19 protein-coding genes are annotated in these 20485 nt (G+C 56.9%); 9 read left to right on the forward strand and 10 right to left on the reverse strand.

All coding sequences use genetic code 11. From position 1 onward, the window contains the following. The first annotated feature begins 297 nt into the window (after nt 1–297). The 4 genes from KI617_RS14995 to KI617_RS15010 all read left to right on the forward strand — a co-directional run bounded on the left by KI617_RS14995 (nt 298) and on the right by KI617_RS15010 (nt 3865). The gene (locus KI617_RS14995) at nt 298–648 is read left to right on the forward strand and encodes a hypothetical protein (protein WP_226447593.1); all 351 of its coding nucleotides are present in this window, start codon (nt 298–300) and stop codon (nt 646–648) included. Between the two features lie 169 nt (nt 649–817). Next, complete coding sequence (locus tag KI617_RS15000; protein ID WP_226447595.1) at nt 818–1786, forward strand: DUF932 domain-containing protein; 969 nt, start codon at nt 818–820, stop codon at nt 1784–1786. An 86-nt stretch (nt 1787–1872) separates the two neighbouring features. Further along, complete coding sequence (locus KI617_RS15005; protein WP_226447597.1) at nt 1873–2880, forward strand: YqaJ viral recombinase family nuclease; 1008 nt, start codon at nt 1873–1875, stop codon at nt 2878–2880. An 85-nt stretch (nt 2881–2965) separates the two neighbouring features. Then, nucleotides 2966–3865 (forward strand): recombination directionality factor, encoded by a 900-nt coding sequence (locus KI617_RS15010; RefSeq protein ID WP_226447598.1) that lies wholly within the window; start codon nt 2966–2968, stop codon nt 3863–3865. Here the strand turns inward: KI617_RS15010 and KI617_RS15015 are convergent. Then, nucleotides 3851–4165 carry a helix-turn-helix domain-containing protein gene (locus KI617_RS15015; RefSeq protein ID WP_226447600.1) on the reverse strand — a complete coding sequence of 105 codons (315 nt, stop codon included), beginning with the start codon at nt 4163–4165 and terminating at the stop codon, nt 3851–3853. The two genes, KI617_RS15010 and KI617_RS15015, sit on opposite strands and share 15 nt — an antisense overlap. A 172-nt stretch (nt 4166–4337) precedes the next feature. On the opposite strand from KI617_RS15015, the gene KI617_RS15020 reads away from it, so the two are divergent. From KI617_RS15020 to KI617_RS15035, 4 genes are all read left to right on the forward strand, one after another. Further along, nucleotides 4338–4481, forward strand: coding sequence for a hypothetical protein (locus KI617_RS15020; RefSeq protein WP_226447602.1), 144 nt, complete (start codon nt 4338–4340; stop codon nt 4479–4481). A gap of 48 nt (nt 4482–4529) precedes the next feature. Then, a complete protein-coding gene (locus KI617_RS15025) occupies nt 4530–4871 on the forward strand; it encodes a hypothetical protein (RefSeq protein WP_226447604.1) in 342 nt (113 codons plus the stop codon). A 38-nt stretch (nt 4872–4909) separates the two neighbouring features. After that, nucleotides 4910–5464, forward strand: a complete 555-nt coding sequence (locus tag KI617_RS15030) for a hypothetical protein (protein WP_226447606.1) — start codon at nt 4910–4912, stop codon at nt 5462–5464. 211 nt (nt 5465–5675) lie between these two features. Next, nucleotides 5676–6077 (forward strand): bacteriohemerythrin, encoded by a 402-nt coding sequence (locus tag KI617_RS15035; protein ID WP_226447608.1) that lies wholly within the window; start codon nt 5676–5678, stop codon nt 6075–6077. Between the two features lie 30 nt (nt 6078–6107). Here the strand turns inward: KI617_RS15035 and KI617_RS15040 are convergent, their stop codons facing one another. The 9 genes from KI617_RS15040 to KI617_RS15075 form a co-directional block, all read right to left on the reverse strand. Beyond that, complete coding sequence (locus KI617_RS15040; RefSeq protein WP_226447610.1) at nt 6108–6752, reverse strand: hypothetical protein; 645 nt, start codon at nt 6750–6752, stop codon at nt 6108–6110. Then, on the reverse strand, nt 6733–7299 hold the full coding sequence (locus tag KI617_RS15045) for an archaeosortase/exosortase family protein (protein ID WP_226447612.1): 567 nt from the start codon (nt 7297–7299) through the stop codon (nt 6733–6735). The genes KI617_RS15040 and KI617_RS15045 overlap by 20 nt, the downstream gene beginning before the upstream one ends. Before the next feature lie 47 nt (nt 7300–7346). After that, entirely contained in the window at nt 7347–7868 is a 522-nt protein-coding gene (locus KI617_RS15050) for an immunity 26/phosphotriesterase HocA family protein (RefSeq protein ID WP_226447614.1), read from the reverse strand. 37 nt (nt 7869–7905) lie between these two features. Further along, nucleotides 7906–8259 carry an immunity protein Imm33 domain-containing protein gene (locus KI617_RS20595; RefSeq protein ID WP_455550759.1) on the reverse strand — a complete coding sequence of 118 codons (354 nt, stop codon included), beginning with the start codon at nt 8257–8259 and terminating at the stop codon, nt 7906–7908. 56 nt (nt 8260–8315) lie between these two features. Beyond that, entirely contained in the window at nt 8316–8834 is a 519-nt protein-coding gene (locus KI617_RS15055) for an immunity 26/phosphotriesterase HocA family protein (RefSeq protein ID WP_226447616.1), read from the reverse strand. Further along, on the reverse strand, nt 8831–16252 hold the full coding sequence (locus KI617_RS15060; protein WP_226447618.1) for an RHS repeat-associated core domain-containing protein: 7422 nt from the start codon (nt 16250–16252) through the stop codon (nt 8831–8833). The genes KI617_RS15055 and KI617_RS15060 overlap by 4 nt, the downstream gene beginning before the upstream one ends. 42 nt (nt 16253–16294) lie before the next feature. After that, the gene (locus tag KI617_RS15065) at nt 16295–17788 is read right to left on the reverse strand and encodes a putative Ig domain-containing protein (protein ID WP_226447620.1); all 1494 of its coding nucleotides are present in this window, start codon (nt 17786–17788) and stop codon (nt 16295–16297) included. 194 nt (nt 17789–17982) lie between these two features. Next, nucleotides 17983–18750 (reverse strand): HNH endonuclease, encoded by a 768-nt coding sequence (locus KI617_RS15070; RefSeq protein WP_226447622.1) that lies wholly within the window; start codon nt 18748–18750, stop codon nt 17983–17985. Between the two features lie 110 nt (nt 18751–18860). Beyond that, the gene (locus tag KI617_RS15075; RefSeq protein ID WP_226447624.1) at nt 18861–19934 is read right to left on the reverse strand and encodes a hypothetical protein; all 1074 of its coding nucleotides are present in this window, start codon (nt 19932–19934) and stop codon (nt 18861–18863) included. A gap of 141 nt (nt 19935–20075) precedes the next feature. On the opposite strand from KI617_RS15075, the gene KI617_RS15080 reads away from it, so the two are divergent. Next, nucleotides 20076–20399 carry a hypothetical protein gene (locus tag KI617_RS15080; RefSeq protein WP_226447626.1) on the forward strand — a complete coding sequence of 108 codons (324 nt, stop codon included), beginning with the start codon at nt 20076–20078 and terminating at the stop codon, nt 20397–20399. Nucleotides 20400–20485: the final 86 nt, after the last annotated feature.

Below are 20485 nucleotides of genomic sequence, written 5' to 3' on the forward strand. Positions count from 1 at the left end.
TAGCTTTAACCACTATCTGGCACCGTGCCCGAATTTGCACAGGCGTTCGATAACAAATATTTTGGAGCACGCTAAGGTTTGTCGGGCCAAATAATGGCTCTGCTGACGTGATTCCAGAATCTTTCAGTCACATATCACCTCCATGAGAAGGTGATCGACTGCCTCCAAACGTGGCAGATCGGCCAGATAAAATCATTGGCCGTGTAACACCTCGCTCCCAATCACGTTCAAATCAGCGAATGCCAGCAATGGTGTTCGCTGATTTCGTTCGTCCTTTCCATCCTCAGGAGTCAGACAATGAACATTCGATGTCCAAACTGTCACTCTGCACGTATCACAACCCGTAATCGCGCCAAAAAGACCGGTGGTCTCATTGGCACCGTCGGTGGCGCAGTGAGCGGCGCCGCCGGTGCCATTTCCGGTTGCGAAATTGGCATGACAGTCGGCCTGGTTGCTGGCCCGCCAGGCATGGTCGTCGGTAGCTTTCTTGGTGCCCTCATCGGCGCAATGTTCGGTGGTGCCACTGGTGGCTTGGCTGGCGCCCAGCTAGGAGAAGTCGTCGATCAACGGATTCTCGACAACTATCTCTGCCTTGCCTGCCGCTTTACCTTCAGCAGCAGCCAGCCTGTTGAAGCTCAATTTGAGTAACACGCAATACGGCAAGCAGGCCATTCTCGCCTGATCCGCAAACGTCTGTCTCGTCCTGTGCAGACCTGATTCTCCACTTCTCGCAGTCTCTCCTCATCCCCTCGTGCTGACTTTCGCTGTTTGTCCTCAGCAGATTTGTCACGCCCGTAAATTATTGAAAGGAATTCCCATGGCACACCTCGTTCAACAAATGGCCTATGTCGGCGCCGAACCTTGGCACGGTCTCGGCAATCATCTCCCCGCAAAACAACCACTCGAAGTCTGGCAAAAAGAAGCGGGCATGGACTGGACGATTCAAGAAACCCCGGTTCGTTTCATGGCCGACACCATCGGCACACTCGGCACCATCCACTCCTTTCCCGATCAGAAGGTTCTGTATCGCTCCGACAGCAAGGAAGCCTTGTCGGTTGTGTCCCAGCGCTATCAAGTCGTGCAACCGCGTGAAGTCCTGGAGTTCTACCGTGACCTGACCGAGATGTCGGGTTACGATCTGGAAACGGCTGGCGTCCTGAAAGGTGGCAAGAAGTTCTGGGCCTTGGCCAAGACCGGACAATCCACCACGCTCAAGGGTAACGATCAGGTGAACGGCTATCTGCTGCTCGCCACTTCCTGTGACGGTACTTTGGCGACGACAGCCACACCGACCACGATCCGTGTCGTGTGTAATAACACCCTGACCATCGCCGTGAATGGCGCCACGCAAGCAATCAAGGTTCCGCACTCCACCCGTTTCGATCAGCAGGCAGTCAAGCAGCAACTCGGAATTGCTGTCGCGCAGTTTGATGGATTTATGTACCGCATGCGCACCTTGGCCGAACGCAAGGTGAAGTCGCATGAAGCCATGAACTACTTCCTCCGAGTGCTCTGCGATGTCCAGCCTGGCAATGTCGAGTCGGCTGGTTTGGCCAATGAACGTGCGTTGAAGAAAGTACAAAGCCTGTACGACGGCCAAGGTCGAGGTGCTGAGCTCGATGCCGCCAAGGGAACTGCCTGGGGGTTGCTCAACGCCGTGACGGAATACGTGGATCACGAACGCCGTGCTCGCAGCACGGAATATCGCATTGACTCAGCATGGTTTGGCCAAGGCGCAGTGCTCAAACAGCGAGCACTCGATACGGCCCTGCAACTCGTCGCCTGACATACCGAACCTCGTTTTTCTTCGCCCTGATGAATGCCCAGTACAGCTTCGGCTGACTGGGTATTTTTCGTTCTGAAAGGTAGAACATGCAACCCGAAGCAAATTCCACTCTCCCGACCGCCAAACCGCGTCCGGCACTCCGTCTGGTCAAGACAAAAGAACTCCCCCGAGAAGATTGGCTGGCCGTTCGCAAGCAAGGTATCGGCAGCAGCGACGCTGCTACGTCGATTGGCCTTAATCCCTATCAGTCGCCACTGGAACTGTGGCTCATTAAAACGGGCCGTGATGGTGGATTGCCCAAGGCCGATCCGCACGACGAAGAGAGCCCTATGTTTTGGGGGAATGTCTTAGAGCCGATCGTTGCTGCACACTACACCCGGCGTACTGGCAATCGGGTACGGCGCATCAACGCAGTGTTGCAGCATCCCGATCCGAGTCTGCCCTGGATGCTGGCCAATATCGACCGAGAAGTCACGGGCGCACCGGATGTCCAGATACTTGAATGCAAAACGGCTGGCATCAATGGCGCTCGTCTCTGGAAGGAAGGCGTACCCGAGTATGTTCAACTGCAGGTGCATCACCAGTTGGCAGTCACCGGCAAGCAGGCTGCCGATGTCGCAGTGTTGCTGGGTGGACAACATCTGGAAATCCATCGTATCGAGCGTGACGAAACCCTGATCGCTCGCCTGATCGAACTGGAGAGGCAATTCTGGCACTTCGTCGAGACCGATACGCCACCACCGGCCGATGGCTCCGATTCGGCTGATACCGCCTTGCGTTGCCTCTATCCCGAAGACAAAGGCCAAACCGTGGACTTCAAGGATGAACGCAATCTGTCAGCCTGCTTTGCCGATCTGGTAGCCGTGCGCCAGTCGATTGCCGAACAGGAAAAGCTCGAAGCCCAACTGAAGCAAACCCTGCAGCAAGCCATGGGCGAGGCCAGTCGGGCTGACTTTGAAACCGGCAGCGTGACCTGGAAAAAATCCAAGGACAGCGTAGTCATGGATATGACCCGTCTGCTCAAGGACCAACCGGAACTACAACAACGCTATGCCGCGACCAAACCCGGTAGCCGGCGCTTTCTCATCGTTTGAATCTCAACCCGCATTGCCCATACCGTCACCGGAACAATCCGGTGCGGTGTGGGCATTCTTTTTTTGTTCATAGGAGCACGTCACCATGCTTAAAGGTCTCGCCATCACACCACCAGTATTGGGCAGAATTTCCATTGGCAAGGTCGTCGAGAAGGCAGGCAAGCGTCTGCCGGAAAAAGATGATCAATTCACCATCACCTCTCAGGTGCAAAGCAAGGATGGTTGGTTGCCCCATCCGTTCGATGAGGGTTTCCGAAAGGAGCAGGGTGGAAAAACCCGGAGTATTCCGATTCGGCTGCTCTTCAACGATCCCGATCTCAACTTCAGGGCTGAGTACAGTCTGTTTAATCGTGATACTGGTCGGCCTTTGTGCGTTGGCAATGGAGAAACCTGCAAGCGCCAATCCGAGGAAGGCATCAAGTCTCTTCCTTGCCCATCACCGGATGGCTGTCCATTGGCTAAAGGTGGTGCATGTAAGCCCTATGGCCGGCTCAACGTCAGTATCGGCGATGACGATCCACTAGGTAGTTTTGTCTTCCGCACGACGGGGTTCAACAGCATCCGTACGCTGGCCGCGAGGCTGCAGTACTTCCAGGCTATCTCTGGGAATCGGCTTTCCTGTTTGCCCTTGGAGCTTCGGCTACGAGGCAAGTCGACACGGCAGAGTCATGGAACACCGATCTATTACGTCGATCTCACCGTGCGAACCGGTGTTGCTCTGGAGGATGCCTTGCTGGAGGCCAAGCGGATTGACGAAGTGCGTCAGGCGGCTGGTTTCGACCAAGTGGCACTGGAAGTGGCTGCGCGTCAAGGTCTCAGCAATGGTGCGTTTGAGGACAGCGAGGATGAAGGTGACGAGGTGGTTGAGGAGTTCTTTCCAACCGACAGAGGAATTCCCGAACAACCTGGCGCTGTTGATAAATCCTGTATGCCTGCTTCGCAGAGTCTGGCCGAGAAGCTTGAGGGGCGGCTACAAGCCCACTAGGTTTTTCGCCGCGATGAGTAGTTCTGAACGCTTGGCTTCATCCATCTCGCTCCATAGCAGCAGCAGTTCCGCGAGACAGTCATTTTGAGCAAAGAAATAAGCGACGGGGACGCCAGTTGCATTCGCCAGGTGTTCCATCATGAGAAGGTCAGGTAAGTGCTTTCCTTTCTCATATTGGTTCATCCTGGGGCTGGCGCTGAATGGGTCGATTCCTGCTTTTACGCCGAGTGCTTTTTGAGACAAGCCGATTCTCTGTCGCGCTTCACGCAGGCGTCGTGAAAAATAGGTCGAATCCGGCATCGGTCTCTCGGTCCATTCAAGACCTAAGAGACTCTTAGTTTCTCAATTGACACGATACTAAGGATTACTTAGTATCGTTTTCGTTTATGCCAGCAGATTTCCATTGCAGTTCAGTTGGAACACACCCTTCCGGTATGGATTTCTTGCCAGATTTTTTTGAAAGAGCACCTCGATGAACCCTACATCCCCACTTGAAACCCTGGCCTCGTTCGCCATTACTTTCGTGGCTGGTGCCCTTTCGGTGCTCGCCGTTTCAGCTTACGGGAAATGGATGAAGCATCAGGGCAGGCTGGCCAGCGAAATCCAAGCGCAGTAATCGGACTATCTAGCCGAACACGTTACTGACAACCTCAAGGACATCATCATGTCGATAGACATTCAGAAATTTACGGCCGACGAACTGACGCTTGAAAAGCTCGATACGCTTGTTATGCGTCGCGAATCGTTTCAGGTTGTAGCCGTTTCCAACATCGGTTCCACCGTCGAGAAAATCGAAGGCCGGATCGAGAAAGGCGGGTTGCGCTGCCGCATCTTTACCGAGTATCGGGCTACGTCGTTACTCGGATCATTCCTTGCGCCAACGGCGCCGTTGTCTTGGATGGCAGGTATCGGGATGGCTGCCCATAACTTGGCGACCATCAATCCGGACTACGAAATCGGCAAAAACAAATTGGCCGGCACGGTCACCGTCAAATACATGAAGTAACCCCGAATGTAGCGCATTCGACTCTAGGAGTACTACCCATGAAACATCTGTTAGCTGCCCTGTGTGGCCTGCTATCTGTCACGGCAGCCCAGGCTTGTAACTGGAACGCTGAAAACTGCACGTTTGAAATGCTGAACAACATTCAACGTCAGATCAACAACCTGAAGCAGAACCCGAAGTTCATGCAGGAGAAGTTCGCTGAACTGCAAGCCAAGGCGCAGTACATCGATCGTAAGACGGCATCGTGTTCCAACTGGAAATGCTCCAATGACACCATGTCGGAATTCAATACGTATGTTGCCCAACTGACGCTGAGCTATATGAATACCAGCAAGCCTGCGGCGGTCGCCGCGCCTGCGCCTGTCCAGGACAAATGGTCAGGTCAGTGCGTGGTTGCGGCCAAGCCAGGTGTGAGTGCCTATGTCGATCAGAGCGGTGCTAGCAAGGCGGGAGCGGTGTCTGAATACATTGGGTACACCGTTACTCAGTCGGCCGACAAGTACGTTGGATTGAAGGTTGCTGAAAGCGGGAAGTTTGTCGGTTGGGCAAAAAAGAGTGAGCTACAGATGCAGGATTTGAGGAACTGTAACTGATGCGAATTCAACAGGGGACTTCGGTCCTCTGTTGTTCAACGCACATATTTTTTGGTTTGAGATGCTGTTTTTCGAGTGAATAAAACATCATTTGAGAAACGATTCCGCAAACCAACGGCACCCGTTGCTCAGCCAGATTTGAACTGCATTAAAGCGAAGCACCATCCCAAAGCGATACAATTCGCCTGAAAAACCAAAAAACATATGTTGTATGTATAAAATACCAGGGTGGTCAGAGAGCCTTCGCGTCGGTAACGCTCAACTTGACGACAGGCATCGGCACGTTATTGCGCTCTGTAGCCGAGCGGCTCGATGTGCCTCGACCGTTACTCGCGAAGGGCGAAGCGAGTTTCACCTCATTCTGAATGACCTGGCGGCACTTCTCGAACAGCATTTCGCCTTTGAAGAATCAATGCTGGAGAAAAACCGGTGCCCTAATCTGACAGCCCACAAATTAGCGCACATTTCCTACCTGGAAAAAATGGCCGACCTCTTGTATGCCGCAGCGGCAGGCGAATTAAATAGCACTGCTCTACAGACGTTCTCCCTGAGCTACCTCAACGAGCATTTGCACAAAATGGATGTGGCTGACAAGGCTTACCTCGTGGCGTAAGGCGCTACTTGTAATCTGGCGCGCATGCGGTCAGGAAACATGTCGCTTCCCAATGCGAAGGCCCGTACCGGCCTTCGATCCCACAAGCACACGCATCCATCGATCTGCCGCCGACACCACGAGAATGCCCGCCGCAATCGCCAGCGCCAACGGGCCACCGGTCTGCAAGAAATCGTTCCAGTAAACCATCGGGGTAACCGGGGCTGCCGGAATGAACTCCCGAAAATCTTGCATCACGCCGACAAAACCCAGCGGGACATTGATGACCAGGAGGAGAACAACCATCGGTACCGCGACAAGCAGTCGCGCTGGCAATGCCCGCAGGCGAGCAGCTGGCCAGGCCAAAATGATCGCTAGCAGGAGGATAACCGGTTGCAGCACGCTGCCAAGCAGTGTGGTCGGGTCAAAATGAAGCTTGGCATCTGGCATCAGCAAGCGATCACCGAGGAACAGCATGCGGATCGGCGTCACCTTCAATTGGATAACGGTATCCGCCGACCGGTTAACAATGATCGCGTGATCCACCCGAAGGCGGTCATCAACCGCCTGAATCACCCAGATGAGCGCCGGGAGCATGGGGGTAACGATGGTCGAGCCATAGACGCGACCCAGCGTCAGCAGTATCGCGACCAGGATGACGAGCCGGATTGTAAAACTACGGACTTGTTGACGCATTTGGCTGAGCTTCCTCACGACTATCGCCCATCCAGTAAAGAGCATAGAGCGCGACGCAGAGGACGAGCACGATGGGTGTCACAGCCCCATGCAAGAGATTGAACAGAGACGGCTCGCTGCGATAGACATAAAACAACAGCAACAACCGCATCTGATTGAGACAGAACACCAGCAGGATGCCGAACCCCAGTCCGCTCAGCCGGCGCCGCCAGGGCATGACGACGGCGGCAAAAGCCGCCAACAGCATGAACATGATCTCGGTTCCCTCGCAGCCCTTGAGAACGGTAATGCCGCCACCGGGTGCTATCAACTGGTTGCCCAGCGCTTTGACGTTTACTGCAGGGGTCAGAAGATTGATCACTGCGGCCGTGGGGGCAACGGTTAGATCACCTAGGATGAAATGCTCGAAATCACTTCCCCGGCAAGCGTCATAACTCATCTGCAGGATGAAAAACACGGAGATGAACACCAGCGCAGATACCCATGCCGGCAGGGGTTTCTGGGGCCGATTGGTGCGGCTGAGGAACTGGTCGAACGATTCGTTCATTTTCAAGCATGGCCCATTTTTATCCAACTGATGCTGCGGTGCACCAGTCAGTGAACAGCCGCTCCTGTGGGTATCTTCGGTGGCTTTGGCCCCTGTACCCACTTACACGGCCGACCTGCGAAATGATCACGGAGGCGATCTTCGACATATGGCGTATACCAAACGCCCATGTCCTCCAACCCCTGTATCTCTTCCCAAGTAGCGGGAATTTCTTCCTTCTCACTATCAAGTCCAAGGCTATCGCTCATGTAGATGGCGATATGGGTCGGATCAAGAATATCCTGCTTAAAGAAAGGCACTGGCTGGCGTTCTTCATCTGTGAGTGGGATGTGCCCCAGCAGTTTCCAAGCACCCTTCTCAAGTCCAGCCCTTTCTCCAGCCCAGACCTTGAACAGTACGGGCTGTCTGACAATTTCCTCAGGCGCTATCTCATCGCGGCTGCGGAAATCGTAGAAGGCCCACACCGAAGCCAGCAATTTTCGGCCGAAGCTAAACCAGCCCTCACCGAGATCGATGCGGACGATGTCGCCTTCCAGCAGGCGGTACTTGCTTCTGCGCGGTTTGCTCATAGTCCGAACAACTTACCAAAATCGAGCAGTCACAATGCTAAGTAGATCGTTGTTTGAGTTCAATGTCTTCCCAAACGTCTTCACAATCTGGTGCCAGCAAGAGCCGCCACCCGGGACCAAGGGCCAAATATGGCATAACTATTGGGGTCCATTGTTCCAAGTGAATTCCATGCAAGGGAACAAAGAAATCCGGGGCTTCGGAATAATCTCCGGCCCAGATGTACCAACCGCTCGTACCATGCTCGGGCTTGCTTCGTAGAGCATGAATCGGCCACTCACCATTTTTAACGTTTCGGGATATCCCAACCTTGAGGTTGAGGTCACAACCATAAAACGGTGCTCCGAATTTTTGACAAACTTCATGTTGCTGCTGAGAAAGGGAGTCATCCATGATCAGAACCCAAAGAAATCTTTCATCATTTTTGAGATATTGAAGAGAAATTTCAGTCAGTGAACCGAAGCCCCCGTTGGAGCCTTAGGTTGCTTTGGCGCTTGTATCCACTTGCACGGCCGACCTGCGAAATGATCACGGAGGCGGTCATCAACATGAGAAGACCAAACCATTACGTTCTCCAACCCCTGTATCTCTTCCCAAGTAGCGGGAATCTCTTCCTTCTCGCTGTCAAGACCAAGGCTATCGCTCATGTAGATGGCAATATGGGTTGGATCAAGAATATCCTGCTTGAAGAAGGGCACAGGCTTGCATTCTTCATCTGTGAGTGGAATGTGCCCCAATAGCTTCCAAGTGCCCTTCTCAAGCCCGGCCCTTTCCCCCGCCCAGACCTTGAACAGTACGGGCTGTCTGACAATTTCCTCAGGCGCTATCTCATCGCGGCTGCGGAAATCGTAGAAGGCCCACACCGAAGCCAGCAATTTTCGGCCGAAGCTAAACCAGCCCTCACCGAGATCGATGCGGACGATGTCGCCTTCCAGCAGGCGGTACTTGCTTCTGCGCGGTTTGCTCATAGTCCGAACAACTTACCAAATTCCTGCAGCGCCTTGTCAAGGTAATTCTGCAAATTCGGGTTGCTTGGCGAGACGCCGTTGATCTTATTGGCTGAGGTGCCGCCCTGGGATTGAGCGCCACCATTCTGCTCGATCAACTGCTGCTCGCGACCACGGATTGCAGCAGCATTGGAAGAAGAGCGATCCAGAACTGGATCATTGAAACCTTGATTGTTGAGTGGCGAACTCGCATTGCGCGCATCCACGTTTCTCTGAGGCGTTCCTGTTCCACTTGTCCGTCCCGAATACACTTCCCCGGTAGTTGGATTGGTTCGGGTATAGGTCTGAAAGGTCTTCGCACCACCGCGCCCCATTGTTCCCAGTAAGATCAGCGCATTGGTATTTTCTTGGCTGGTGTCGGCCAGGCCTTGCAACGCGGCGTCTTTCAAAGACTGATTGCCGGTCATTTCGCCGGAAATATAGGCTCCGACTCCGCCCATCGCCTTGCCGATGGTAACGATTGGCGCACCTTCTGGAAGGAAGTCGGCAATCGTTTCACCAGCTGCACCCCAATAGCTTGCCAGCCCCGACAGATCAGCCAGTTTGACCGGATCGGTGGCCAAGAAGCCCATCGGGTCAATCAAGTTCGTCGGCGAATTCCTTACATAAGCATACGGACTCACCGCATCCGCCATCCCGGCCGGATCGCGTGAGAGGAATCGCCCGATCCCCGGATGCTGATACCTCGCCCGGAAATAGGTCAGCCCGGTTTGGTCCGGTTCTCTTCCCGTAAAGCCATAGATCGGTGTCGTGCCAGTGGTCGTGCCCTTGTTCCCCCAGGCATCGAAGCGCTGGCTTGAAATCAGGCTTCCAGCGCTGTTGACCGTAGCAATCACGCTGCCCAGTCCATCCTGCAGATAAGCCGTCTGCACCGCCGCCGGGCTGCTGGTGCTGCCGGTCAGACGTAGTAGCGGTTCATCCGCACCGACGCCATGCGCGTAGACCGCCGCCGGCATGCCGGCGAGCGTGGTCGCCCACTCGGCATGGATGTCGTCGCCGTCGTAGCCGTAATGCGTCGTCGCGCCGGCACTGGTCTTCTTCAGCCTTCTGCCGCTGTCATCGTAGGCATAGCTCTCGGCCACGGCATTGGCGCCAGTGCGGGTGGCCGTCAGCAAGTGATCGAGCGCATTCCAGGCCAGGGCGAGCGTCGTGGCACCGGTGCCGCTACTCGTGCAGTCGGTCGCCGATTTGGTCGCGCTCGTGCCTTCACAGAGCTTGGTCAGATGCCCGTCGGCATCATGCACCGCACCGCCAATCAAGGTGCCCGTGTCATTGGTCTGGCGAATCTCGCTGAGTTGGTGCGCCAGATCGTAGAGATAGGCCGTGGTGCCACCGGCATTGCTCTTCGTCCGCCGGTTGCCATAGATGTCGTAGCTGGTGGTCTCCGCCGTGCCGTCGCTGCTGCTGGTCAAACGGTCGAGATTGTCGTAGCCGTAGGTCCAGTTCTTGACGCTGCCGTTGATGGTTTCGGCGTGGGTGGCGCGTCTGCCCTGACTATCGAGGGTGTAGACATGGCCGGAGAGCGTGCTGGCGCTGAACAGGTTGGTTTTCTGCTTGAGGCTGCCATCTTCGAACCAGCTTTGCGTGGTGCGCAGGCCGGAGTTCAGGCGTTTCTCGACCAATCTACCGCCGGCATCCCAGACGAAACTGACGTTCTCGCCATTGGGCGCGGTCAGGCTGCTGATCCGGCCGACGCCGTCGTAGGCAAAGCTGGTGCTGTGGCCATCGCTGTCGACGACCCGGGCCAGCCGTCCACCCGGGGTCCAGGTGTAGCTCAGGCTCTTGCCGGCCCGGCTGTCGGTGACGGTTTGCAGACGATGCGCACTGTCGTAGCTGTAGTCGTAGGCAACGACGGTCTGGCTCGATCCGTCCTTGGTTTCGGCTCGGGTGACTTGACCCAGCGGGTTGCGGGTGTAGCTGGCGGTCTGTGCGCCGGGGACAGTGCGGCTTTTCAGTTGGCCTTGTGTTTCACCACTACCGCCCTTCGCCCCGTAGGCGTAGGTGGTCGTTTGCCCAGCGGCGGCTTGAACCGGCGTCTGGCTAGTCAGCAGTTCGCCGTGGACGTTCCAGGTCCATTTCCAGACTTTGCCGAGTTGATCGGTCTGGGAGAGCTTGCGGCCGAAGTCGTCGTAGGTGGCGCTGAGTTGTTTCTTGACGTTCACGCCGTCCAGCGTGCAGGTGGCACTGCTGGTGTCGGTGGTACTGCCGGCCCAGATTTCGGCGACATTGCCCAGCGCGGTGTAGACGGTGCAGCTGACCGGGCGGGTGGTATCGGTCGTGGAGACCATTGGGCCGACAGCGCGGGTCAATCTGCCGAGTTCGTCGTAGTAGCGGTAACTGTCGCGGATCGTGCCATCGGCGGCGATGGCGTTGATCCGGGTCGGACGCCCGGCCCCGTCGTACTGGGCGATCTCGACGGCGCGGCTCTGGGTCTGGCCGGTGATGCCGGGCAAGCTGCTGCGTTTGAGTTGGCCGTCCTGGTTGCTGTCGTAGTAGTCGTAACTGGTGGTCAGTCCATTGGGGTCGGTCAGGCTTCTGGGCCGGCCGTCGACATCGAGATTGAAGCTGACGCGGTGGCCTTCTTCGTTGTAGGCGCCGGTGATGCGGCCCAGGGGGTCGCGGTCAAAGCCCAGGGTGTAGCCGTCGGCACCGGTGGTGGCGATCAGGTGACCGAGAGGGTTGTAGCGATTGAGGGTGGCGTTGCCGGCGTAGTCGACCTGACGTTCCAGCCGGTCGAGGTCGTCCCAGGTGGCGTAGTGGCCGTCGAGGTAGGCGCCGCCGATGGTGAGGCCGACGTTGATCGGGTTGCCGTTGGCGTCGTAGGTGGAGGCCCAGGTGTTGCCGCGGCCGTCGGGGGATTTGATCGGGCGGTCGAGGCTGTCGTAGTCGCTGTCGGCGGCGTACCAGGCGGCGTCGGGGCCGCGCTTCTGGCGACCGAGGCTGTCGTAGCTGAAATCCGTGAAGATGTCGCTTTCGAGCGAACCCGGCGTGCCGTCCTTGTCGCCCTTACGGGTCAGGCTGCTGACGTTGAGCTGGTTGGTATCGTAGGCACTTTCAAGACTGGGGCCGACGCCGCTGGTCGGGTTGCCCAGTGTGGCGGCGTTCCAATCACGCAGCCGGCGGACCAGTTTTGGATTGCCGAGGCTGTCGCCCTGGTATTGGGTCCAGGCGACGATGTTGGCGGCAGCCGGTGCAGTATTGGCGACAGGGACGATGCCGGCCTTGAGCTGGATGCTGTCGGTCAGATTGCCGGCGGTATCGTAGCGGTTGAGCGTCCAGTTGTTGGCCGCGTCCTTGAGCCGTTGCGGCTGGCCGAGGGCGGTGTGGTCACGGTATTGCAGCGTCTTGCTGCTGGGCAGGGTGACGTCGGTCAGGTTGCCGAGGCTATCGTAGGCGTACTGGGTGGTCTGCCCATTGGCGGCGGTCTTCGAGAGACGCAGGTGGGTGCGGCCGGTGGTCTGGTCGTAGCTATAGGAGGTTTCGGCGCCGGCTTCATCGGTGATCGAGATCGGGTTGCCGTATTTGTCAAAGAGGAAGGTACGGACATTGCCCTGGCCGTCGACTTGTTTGGCTTCGCGGCGGAATTCGGCCCAGTTGAAGGTGGTGGCGGAGGCCGTCTGCAGTTCGCCGCCATTGGCGAACGGGGTGTGACGGAAGACGCGACCGTTGGCGTAGTACTCGAAGCGCATGCCGTTGCCGCGTGGCAACTGGTATTGCTTCATGGCGTGGGCAAGCTTTACGCCATCGGCAGCGGTGTAGTACTGGTAGGTGACGGCGGGTTGGCTGCCGGTGACAGCCAGCGGGTTCTTGAAGGTGGTCAGGTCGCCATTGCCGTCCACCGTGTATTGCCAAGTGCGGCCGGACCAGTCGCTGATCTGGCTGATGCGGCTGCCAACATAGGTAAAGGTCAGTGCCCGGCTCAGTCCGTCAGTGACGGTGCACAGGTTGTTGCCACAAGTGGCGTTGTAGGCGAGCGTCAGGGTGTTGCCGTTTTTGTCGCTGATCGAGAGCAACCGGGCTTTCTGGAGGGTGTCGGTGGCGCTGCCGTTCACGCTCTCGAAGACGTATTTCATCCCCGATCGTTCGGTAATCCGGTAGGTACCGTTGGCCAGACGTTCGACTGTGGCGTAGATGCCGGCCGAGGCGCTGATGCTGGCGCCGACGTTGATGTTGCCGCTGCTGTGACCGCTGGTCGAGAAGAAGCGTTCGCCGCCGGTGCCGTCGTTCCAGCCAAGTTTGGCGACACCGCCTTCGACGCCGTAGAAGCGGATGAACTGGTTGAAGCTGTGCGTCCAGCCGTAGCCGAGCGGACCATCCTTGGCACCGTTGCTGTTGTACCAGCGCTCGAAAACGATGGGCAGGCCGCCACGACCCTTGATGGCAATGTCGCGTTCGTTGTGGACCAGATTGCCGGTGACCATGTTGACCGGGTCGCCGGAGCAGGTAGCGCCAGCCGCGCAACTGCCGTTGGCGGACTGGAAGGAATTGCGCCCTTCGCTCCAGGCAGCGATGGTAGCGTTGATATCGGCGATGATGCCGCTGCCTGTGTCGATGTTGTAAATATCCCCGACCGAGGTGCCGACACCGCTGCCGCCGTAGGTCGTGCTGCCGTCGCCCGAGGTAGCCGGACCGGAGGAAGGTTCGACGGTGACGCCGCCGCTGTAGGCGCTGATCGGGAAACCCGCTTGCGCCGGGTTGGAGGTAAAGTTTTCGGTATAGAAAGCGGCGCCCTTCCAGCCCGTGCTGTCGGGATACTGGATCAGACTACGGGGAATGGTCAGCTTGAAGCCGGCATTGACGTAGGCCGTCTCGATCTGGGCGACATGCGAAGCCGTGTAATTGAGGGCGCTGTTGGCATTGCTGGTCAGCTTGCTTTTCTGGGCGGCCCACTCCGTTGCATTGTTGATTTGCAGAATTTCGATGCCTTGTTCCTTGGCAAACTGCATGCCACGGGTGGTCGAAACCGCATCGAGATTGGCCGTTTCCTGCCAGATGAAGGCTTCATAGGCAGAACCAGCAAAGCCGCCGAGCTTGAAGGCGCGAAAATCACCGGTGCTACCGTCCAGCTTGCTACTGCTGGAGAGGCTACCCGGCCAGTCGACGAGGAAGCCCTTGCGAAAGAGGCCATAAGGCAGGTCGAACAGGTAATTGACCTTGACCTGGGCCGAAGTCAGGCCAAGGCTGATACCGCTGGTGCCCGACTCGCCGAACTGGCGCCCAACCTCGCGATTGGCATCGACGACATAGCGGCTGTATTTCGAAGCGGTGAGATTGAGGAATTCGCCTTCAATGGCATCGCGCGCGGTTTCGGAGGCATTGGGATTGCTATTGGCGCTTACCGCGGCCAGGAGCTTCTCAGTGCGCTTGGCCAAATAAGCATCGGAGGTATGCCAGGCGTTGGCATGCAGGGCTTGCAGGCTGGCGGCGGCGATGTTGGCATACTTGGTCGAACTGACCACGCCGGCATTGTTCGCCAATTCTGCGACGGTCACCGAAAGCTGCAGCACATTATCCGAGGAGCACAGAGTAGTGCTTCCGCTGCCCGCGTCCTTGGTCTGTTCGACCCCATCCAGACGCAGCACCGGTACGACATTGGCGGTGGCGGCACAGGTTGGTGCCAGCGAGGGATCAACGCTGTTCAGCCAGGTGTCGTACGCCGTCTGATCGCCGGCCGTGGCGCCCCGGAAAGCCAGGGTCAGGCGCGATGTGGCGAGATCGGCCAGATTGAGGGTTTTCTGGGCCAGCAGATTGCCGGTGAAGTTCTCCGGGGTGGTACCGCTCTTGTTGCGGACCGAGACTTGCAGACGGTAACGGTGGCGGTCCGGCAAGGCGGCGGTTTCCGCCGACTCGCCAGCTACGCCGCTCCAACTATCGTAGCTGACGACTTCATAGGGCGGGACGATGGGCAGAATGTCAAAATTAGTACGCTTGATTTCGCTCTTGTAGGGAACGTCTTCGAGCGTGTTGTTGGCGTAGTTGGGCGCCTTGGTCCGGGCATGGGCCTCGACTTGGTCAGCAAAATTCTCCTGCGGCAGGCGATAACGGCCCTGAACATCAATACGACTGGCCAGCCAGCCGGTGTAGTCGAAATCGAAGTTGCTATCGACTGCGATGCCCGCCTGGTAGCGATGATCCTTGTAGGAGGCGTCAAGCGGCACCCAGCGATGACCGGAATCGTCGAGGGCAGCACCGCGATAGGCGCTATAGGGCAAGCAGGCTTCGACCCAGACATGAGCCAAGCCAATGCTGTTCGTGCCATAGCTGGCTGAAGGATTGCCATTGGCCGAGAGGATTTTCGCGGCCCCCTGATAGGTCTTGCCACCTATCCAGCGCGGGCCGCGTCCGTCGGCACCTTTTGGCGTACTGTCGACGACTTGCACGGTGCCACGGACATAACGAGCCGGCACGTTGGAAGCCCGCAGCAAGGCAATCAACAGGCTGGCCTGGTCGGTCGCGCCGCCGGCCTTGGCCCACAAGGTGGAAACTCCGCCTTTCAGGGAGCCGAAATAAGGTTCATAGACGACGTTCTGATTGACCCAAGCGAAGATGCGAACTGGGTTGTAGTCAAGTTCCTTGGCCAGAGCCAGGATGTCGGCATGGCTCTTCGGCGCCTCCGGCGTATCAGCCAAGTCGGCCGCTGTGTAGCCGCAGGCACTGGCCTCGGAAGGCGTGGATCGGAGGGCAACCTGCATCAATCCGCCGGCGGAGGCGTAGTGGTGACGCAACAGCCACAGAGTGTCACCGACAAAACGGGGCGCTTCGGTCGCAGCCGGCAGAGTTTTCGTCGGCTGCGGCTCACTCTGCTTCCAGTTCGGGCCTGGTAGCGGCGCGACCGGTCGGGCCGACAGCCATGAATCAATTCGTTGGGCGGCTTGCCGCGAGCGAGCGCCAAGCGTGCCGCGATCTGCTTTTTCCAGAGAACCCAGATCGCCGTCCAGGGCGTCGAAACGGCTCACCAGTTGGCGCCGCAGATCACGAGCTTCTGCAGCGGCCCGCTTGGCACCGCGTCCTTCCGCAGCCTGCGCCGAGGCATCGATCCGGCTCAGGACTTCGTCGCGCAAGCCGCGAATCTCCTGACGCTTGGCGGCGGCTTCGGAACGCCGGCTGGTGAGTTCGCCATCATCGTGGCCGCTCTTGGCATCGCCCGATTGCAACTGAGCCCCGGTCCTTTCGCCTCTGAAAGCCAGCGCGCGAGTTTCTTGAAGATGGCGCTCAAGCGAACTTGCCAAGACATCGTCGCGGCCATGCTGCGCCACCCGGACGGCCTGAAGCGCTTCAGTGGGTATCGGCGGCAATTCCTTGCGAGGAGCAGCATGGACGAGTCCGACGGCAAACGTCGAGGCGAGGATAAGAGAGCGGGTCAGGGACAGGCTGCGCATGGGAGTCTCGTCAGGAAATTTGCATCGAAGTCGGGCGGCCGCTCAAGCGGACTTGCGGCGAATGGCGGTCAGCAGCGCCCCACCAAGGGCGACGAGCGCCCAGGCCGGGATGGGAACATCTGCATTGCCACCGCTGGCGACTAACTCGGCAACGTCGATACGACCGATGAGCAAGGTGCTAAGCCCGGCGGCATCGGTAATTTCGTAATCGAAAGCGTAGCTGCCGACGCTGGTTGGCGTGCCACTAACCGTGCCATTGGCGGCCACGGTGAGACCAGGCGGGAGAACGCCATCGGTTTTGGTGAAATTGAACGGCGCTGTTCCGGCGCTGGGGGTCAAGCTGTAGGTGAAAGCTTGACCCAAGGTGGCAACGACAGCGAAGGAGCTTGCCGTGACCCCGGACTGAGCATTACCGTTGGTCGCCAATGGGCTCTGCGCATCCGCCACGGCGGTCTGGGTGCCCAGTTGCTGCTCTACGACATCGGGCAAGCCGTCGTTGTCGGCATCGGCAATCTGCGCACCGCTGGCAACCGGCAAAGCAGCCAGCACGCGGGCCGTGACGAAGGGATCACCACGCCAACTACCATCGGTATTTTGTTGCGTGGCCAGCCAGGTTTGTGCCTTGGTGACAGCGGTGCCGGCAGTGACATCCCCTTCCGCGGCGAACAGGGCAAGTGCTCGCACGGCTAGTGCCGTCGCGACCGGACTTGGGGTCTCCAAGGTGCCGCTCTGCGGGCTTCGCTCGGCAAAAGCACCATCGCCATTGGCTTGGGCGAGAAGCCAGGTCTTCGCATTGGTGATGCCGGTATCGACGGCCGACGGCGATGTCCGTGAACAGGCACTGCCCCCGAGAAAACGATTGGCCTGACGCTGTTTCTTGAGTTCAAACAGGGTCAGTGCGGTCGCGCTAAGCGAGCCGTTAAGGGCGTGCGACGGTTGACCATTTTCGGGTAGGGCGTACGGCCAGCTACCACTCCACGGGGCCGTCGTCAGTTGCGCATTGAGTGTCTGGCAGAGGACGGTGACCGTCAACTCGGTGGTATCGCCTGAATAGGAAACGCCGGCACTGCGAATGGCACCATAGGCGAGCGCTGTATCCGGCAGACTGGCAGAATATCCAGGGAACGGCCCCCAAAGGGCTACGCCAGTCGAGACAGCCCCGGCCTTGGCGACTGAAGTGTTACGTTCGTCACGAAGCGTTCCCGCGACGGTCGTGGCATCGCGGCCAGCAGCCACTAGGGCCATCGCCTGCCAAGCGCGGGAATCGACGCTGGCACCGGGCGCGTTGGCCAGCCAGGATAGCGCCCGGCCATACTGCGGCGATTTGCTCATGCCGCCGGCAATCATTGCCTCAACCGAAGCGGCGGTAGCTTGGGTATCAAGCCCTTGGAGACCGCTGAAAGAACCGTCCCCCTTCTGAGTCTGGACCAACCATTTGAGTGCCTTGGCCCGCGCCTCATCGACGGTCACGGCATGACTCGGCAGGCTCACGGCCGCCATCAGTAACGCTGTGACCAGGAAATATTGGCGGTCCATGAGCAATCCCTTTCGACTTGTCCGGTCGCCAAGGATATTCATATTTCATTACAGCCGACTTGTTATGAAATAAGCATTTCATGAGCCGTTCGGCTTATGATAAACGCAAATTTATTGCTTTCGTCATAGATTGTCTACGAAGGTTTTAGGTTAATTTCTGGCACCTGAAACTCTGCCAATTGCAAGCGGCGGCCTTACCCTCGGAACACGTGAACCCGATGATATTCAAGAAATGCCTGATGCTTGTCGGTCAGAAGCTTGGCGTTAATCCGCAATTTACCGTTTATGTGCAGTTGGTACGCTGTCGCTCCCTCTATCTCGTGGGACAAGACGATTTTTCCGTTGGGATCGAAAGTCACATAGCCGGCATCGAAAGCTGCATCGATATTTGGTGACAACAACAATCCATTGAACGGGTCCAGGCGCTCCTCATTGCTCGCATCGCGCCAAGGTTTGATATGTGACGCCTTGAGTAGAGAGACGCAAGCAGCATCAGTGACCGCGCATTTCTTCCAATAAGCGATTAATTGATCGCGGAATTTTCCTTGACCGACCCGACTCAAAATAACCGCTTGCCGTTCAGTCTCAGGGAGTTGCTCAAGCGTCTCTAGTGCATCCAAAATGTCCGTTGCAGCGTTGATTTCCGGCTTCGCTGCAGTCTCGGGAGATTGAATTGCCAGAACTAGCGGGGTTGAAACAAACCAGGCGTCGTAGCGGCTTTTGCCACTGAAGTCATTTACAAGCTTGTCTACAAATCCGAAACCGAGCATCCCTTGAGTCACATGCATGAAAGCGCCCATGCCGGTTGTAGTCAGCACACGGTAAAGCTTGCCCTCGGGATTTTCGATGGCTATTTCCATGTCCTTGCCACCACCCTCAAGACCGTAATCCTCAACCATTTCTGAAACCGCAGAATCGGACTTGGGAATAGCTGCGCCGGAAATGTATTTGGACTCGATCACGGAGGGCTCATTGTTCAAAGGAAAGACGCAATTCTTGCCCAAGGCAAACTATTTGTCATTCATCTGGGCAAAATCGTCCCAACTAGCTTGGCCCATATGGCGATTCATAGCTAGAGAGTCGCTGCCTTGCACACATCGACGAGCGTATCCAAGAAATTCAAGATCATTGGCCGAAGTCTCTCGGCAAGCCTGTCCTGTTCGGAAAATGGGTTGGACCGCATCAGCTCCAACATGGCGCTGATCTGCTTTTCCTTCTCCGGGTGTCCCATATCCACACCCCGACTCACCGAATAGATGTGTCGGCGCACCAATACCTCGGCCAACCCCTTATCGAGAGTCTGTCCTATCCAGACATCGCCGGCCGATTGCTGAAACTGGCGGCTAACGTCGCAGATCGACAAAATATCAATATCGCCCAGTCCTTTGAACAGACCATTTTTTTTGAAAGTGTTCAGGGCAGCCAGACTTTTTGATAACTCGCCGCTACAGATTGGCCTGGCTGCCGGATCATGATTTGACTGTCGGACGATGTGTTGTTCGATTCGTGATGCCAGAACTTCATTCACGTAAAGCTTGCTGAAATAGCAAAGAGGCATGGACTCGGGTAGGCTGCTCATCGCTATGGAGAGCGGAATTTTGACTCCGATTGGTGCTTTGAGATCGGCCTGCCAGTTGGCCTTGTCGAGGTTTTTCACGAAGTCGGTCAGATACGCCTCATCGGCGGCAATATCAGTCAGGGTGGCAAGAAGGGATTCGCCGTCGTCGAACCCTAATAGCCTGACTGGCAGGCGTGTGTCGCTTAACAGCCCGAACACCTCTTCCACAGCACATTCGAGCGCCTTAAGCGATGCCGGAAGGCGCCGACCGAGATGCTCATAGATTGCCATCGGCGACAACACTAGACAAACTGAGCGATCGCTCCAACCTGACACGAAGCGGCAGAATGCGGTATAGGCTAGTGCGTCGATCCCGCGTGATCGGTCAGTTTTTTTATGCTTGTAAGCTTGAATGAGGCTATTGTCCAAGACGAGCCGGATCGGGCCTGGCAGTTCGTAGCCTCTCGCATAATTGACCATGAATGCTTTGGTACGGCCAAAAAATTGGCCAATTTCTTTTTCCTCCAGATCGATTAAAAAAACAGCGAATTCGTTGACGAAGGCGTGGTTTGGAAATTTATTTGCCATGGGTTTTGCAACGTTTTAATTGTTCTTGCGAACCCGCGATTATCCGCAACCTTCACCAATATTTCCATGGCATCTTTTATTTGCGTTTGCGGCTTACTGGTATCATTTCGCTGCCCTCATCGCTGAATAGGAGATTGGTCGATGGCGAAATACCTGTATGAGGTGTGCTTCGAGCGAGGCCGAAGTAATCCGGAGCACGCCAAATTTCTTCGCAATGTGATGAGACTTAACGCGAAAGTGTCAGATTACGGAGGCATCAACAACGTCTGCGTCATTGCGCATCACATGTCGAAAGATATTGTTTTTGATTTGTGTGCCGAGGGGCTAAAGAAGAGCAAGGGCGATCTTTCCGTAATCGAAATTACGAAGAAAACCCTTACTTCACAAAATAGTAGTCACAGGCTTTTCCTTGCTCTCATTGAGAACTATTTTCTCCCCCACGATGATTACCCAAACATTAAATAGCGTTGGCGCAACCAAGACGGCTAATCGGGTAGCCAGGGGTTTCTCTCCCCCGGCCCCCACACCACCCACCGTGCGGGTCCGCAGTG

The organism is Ferribacterium limneticum, assembly GCF_020510625.1.
Lineage (GTDB): Bacteria > Pseudomonadota > Gammaproteobacteria > Burkholderiales > Rhodocyclaceae > Azonexus > Azonexus limneticus_A.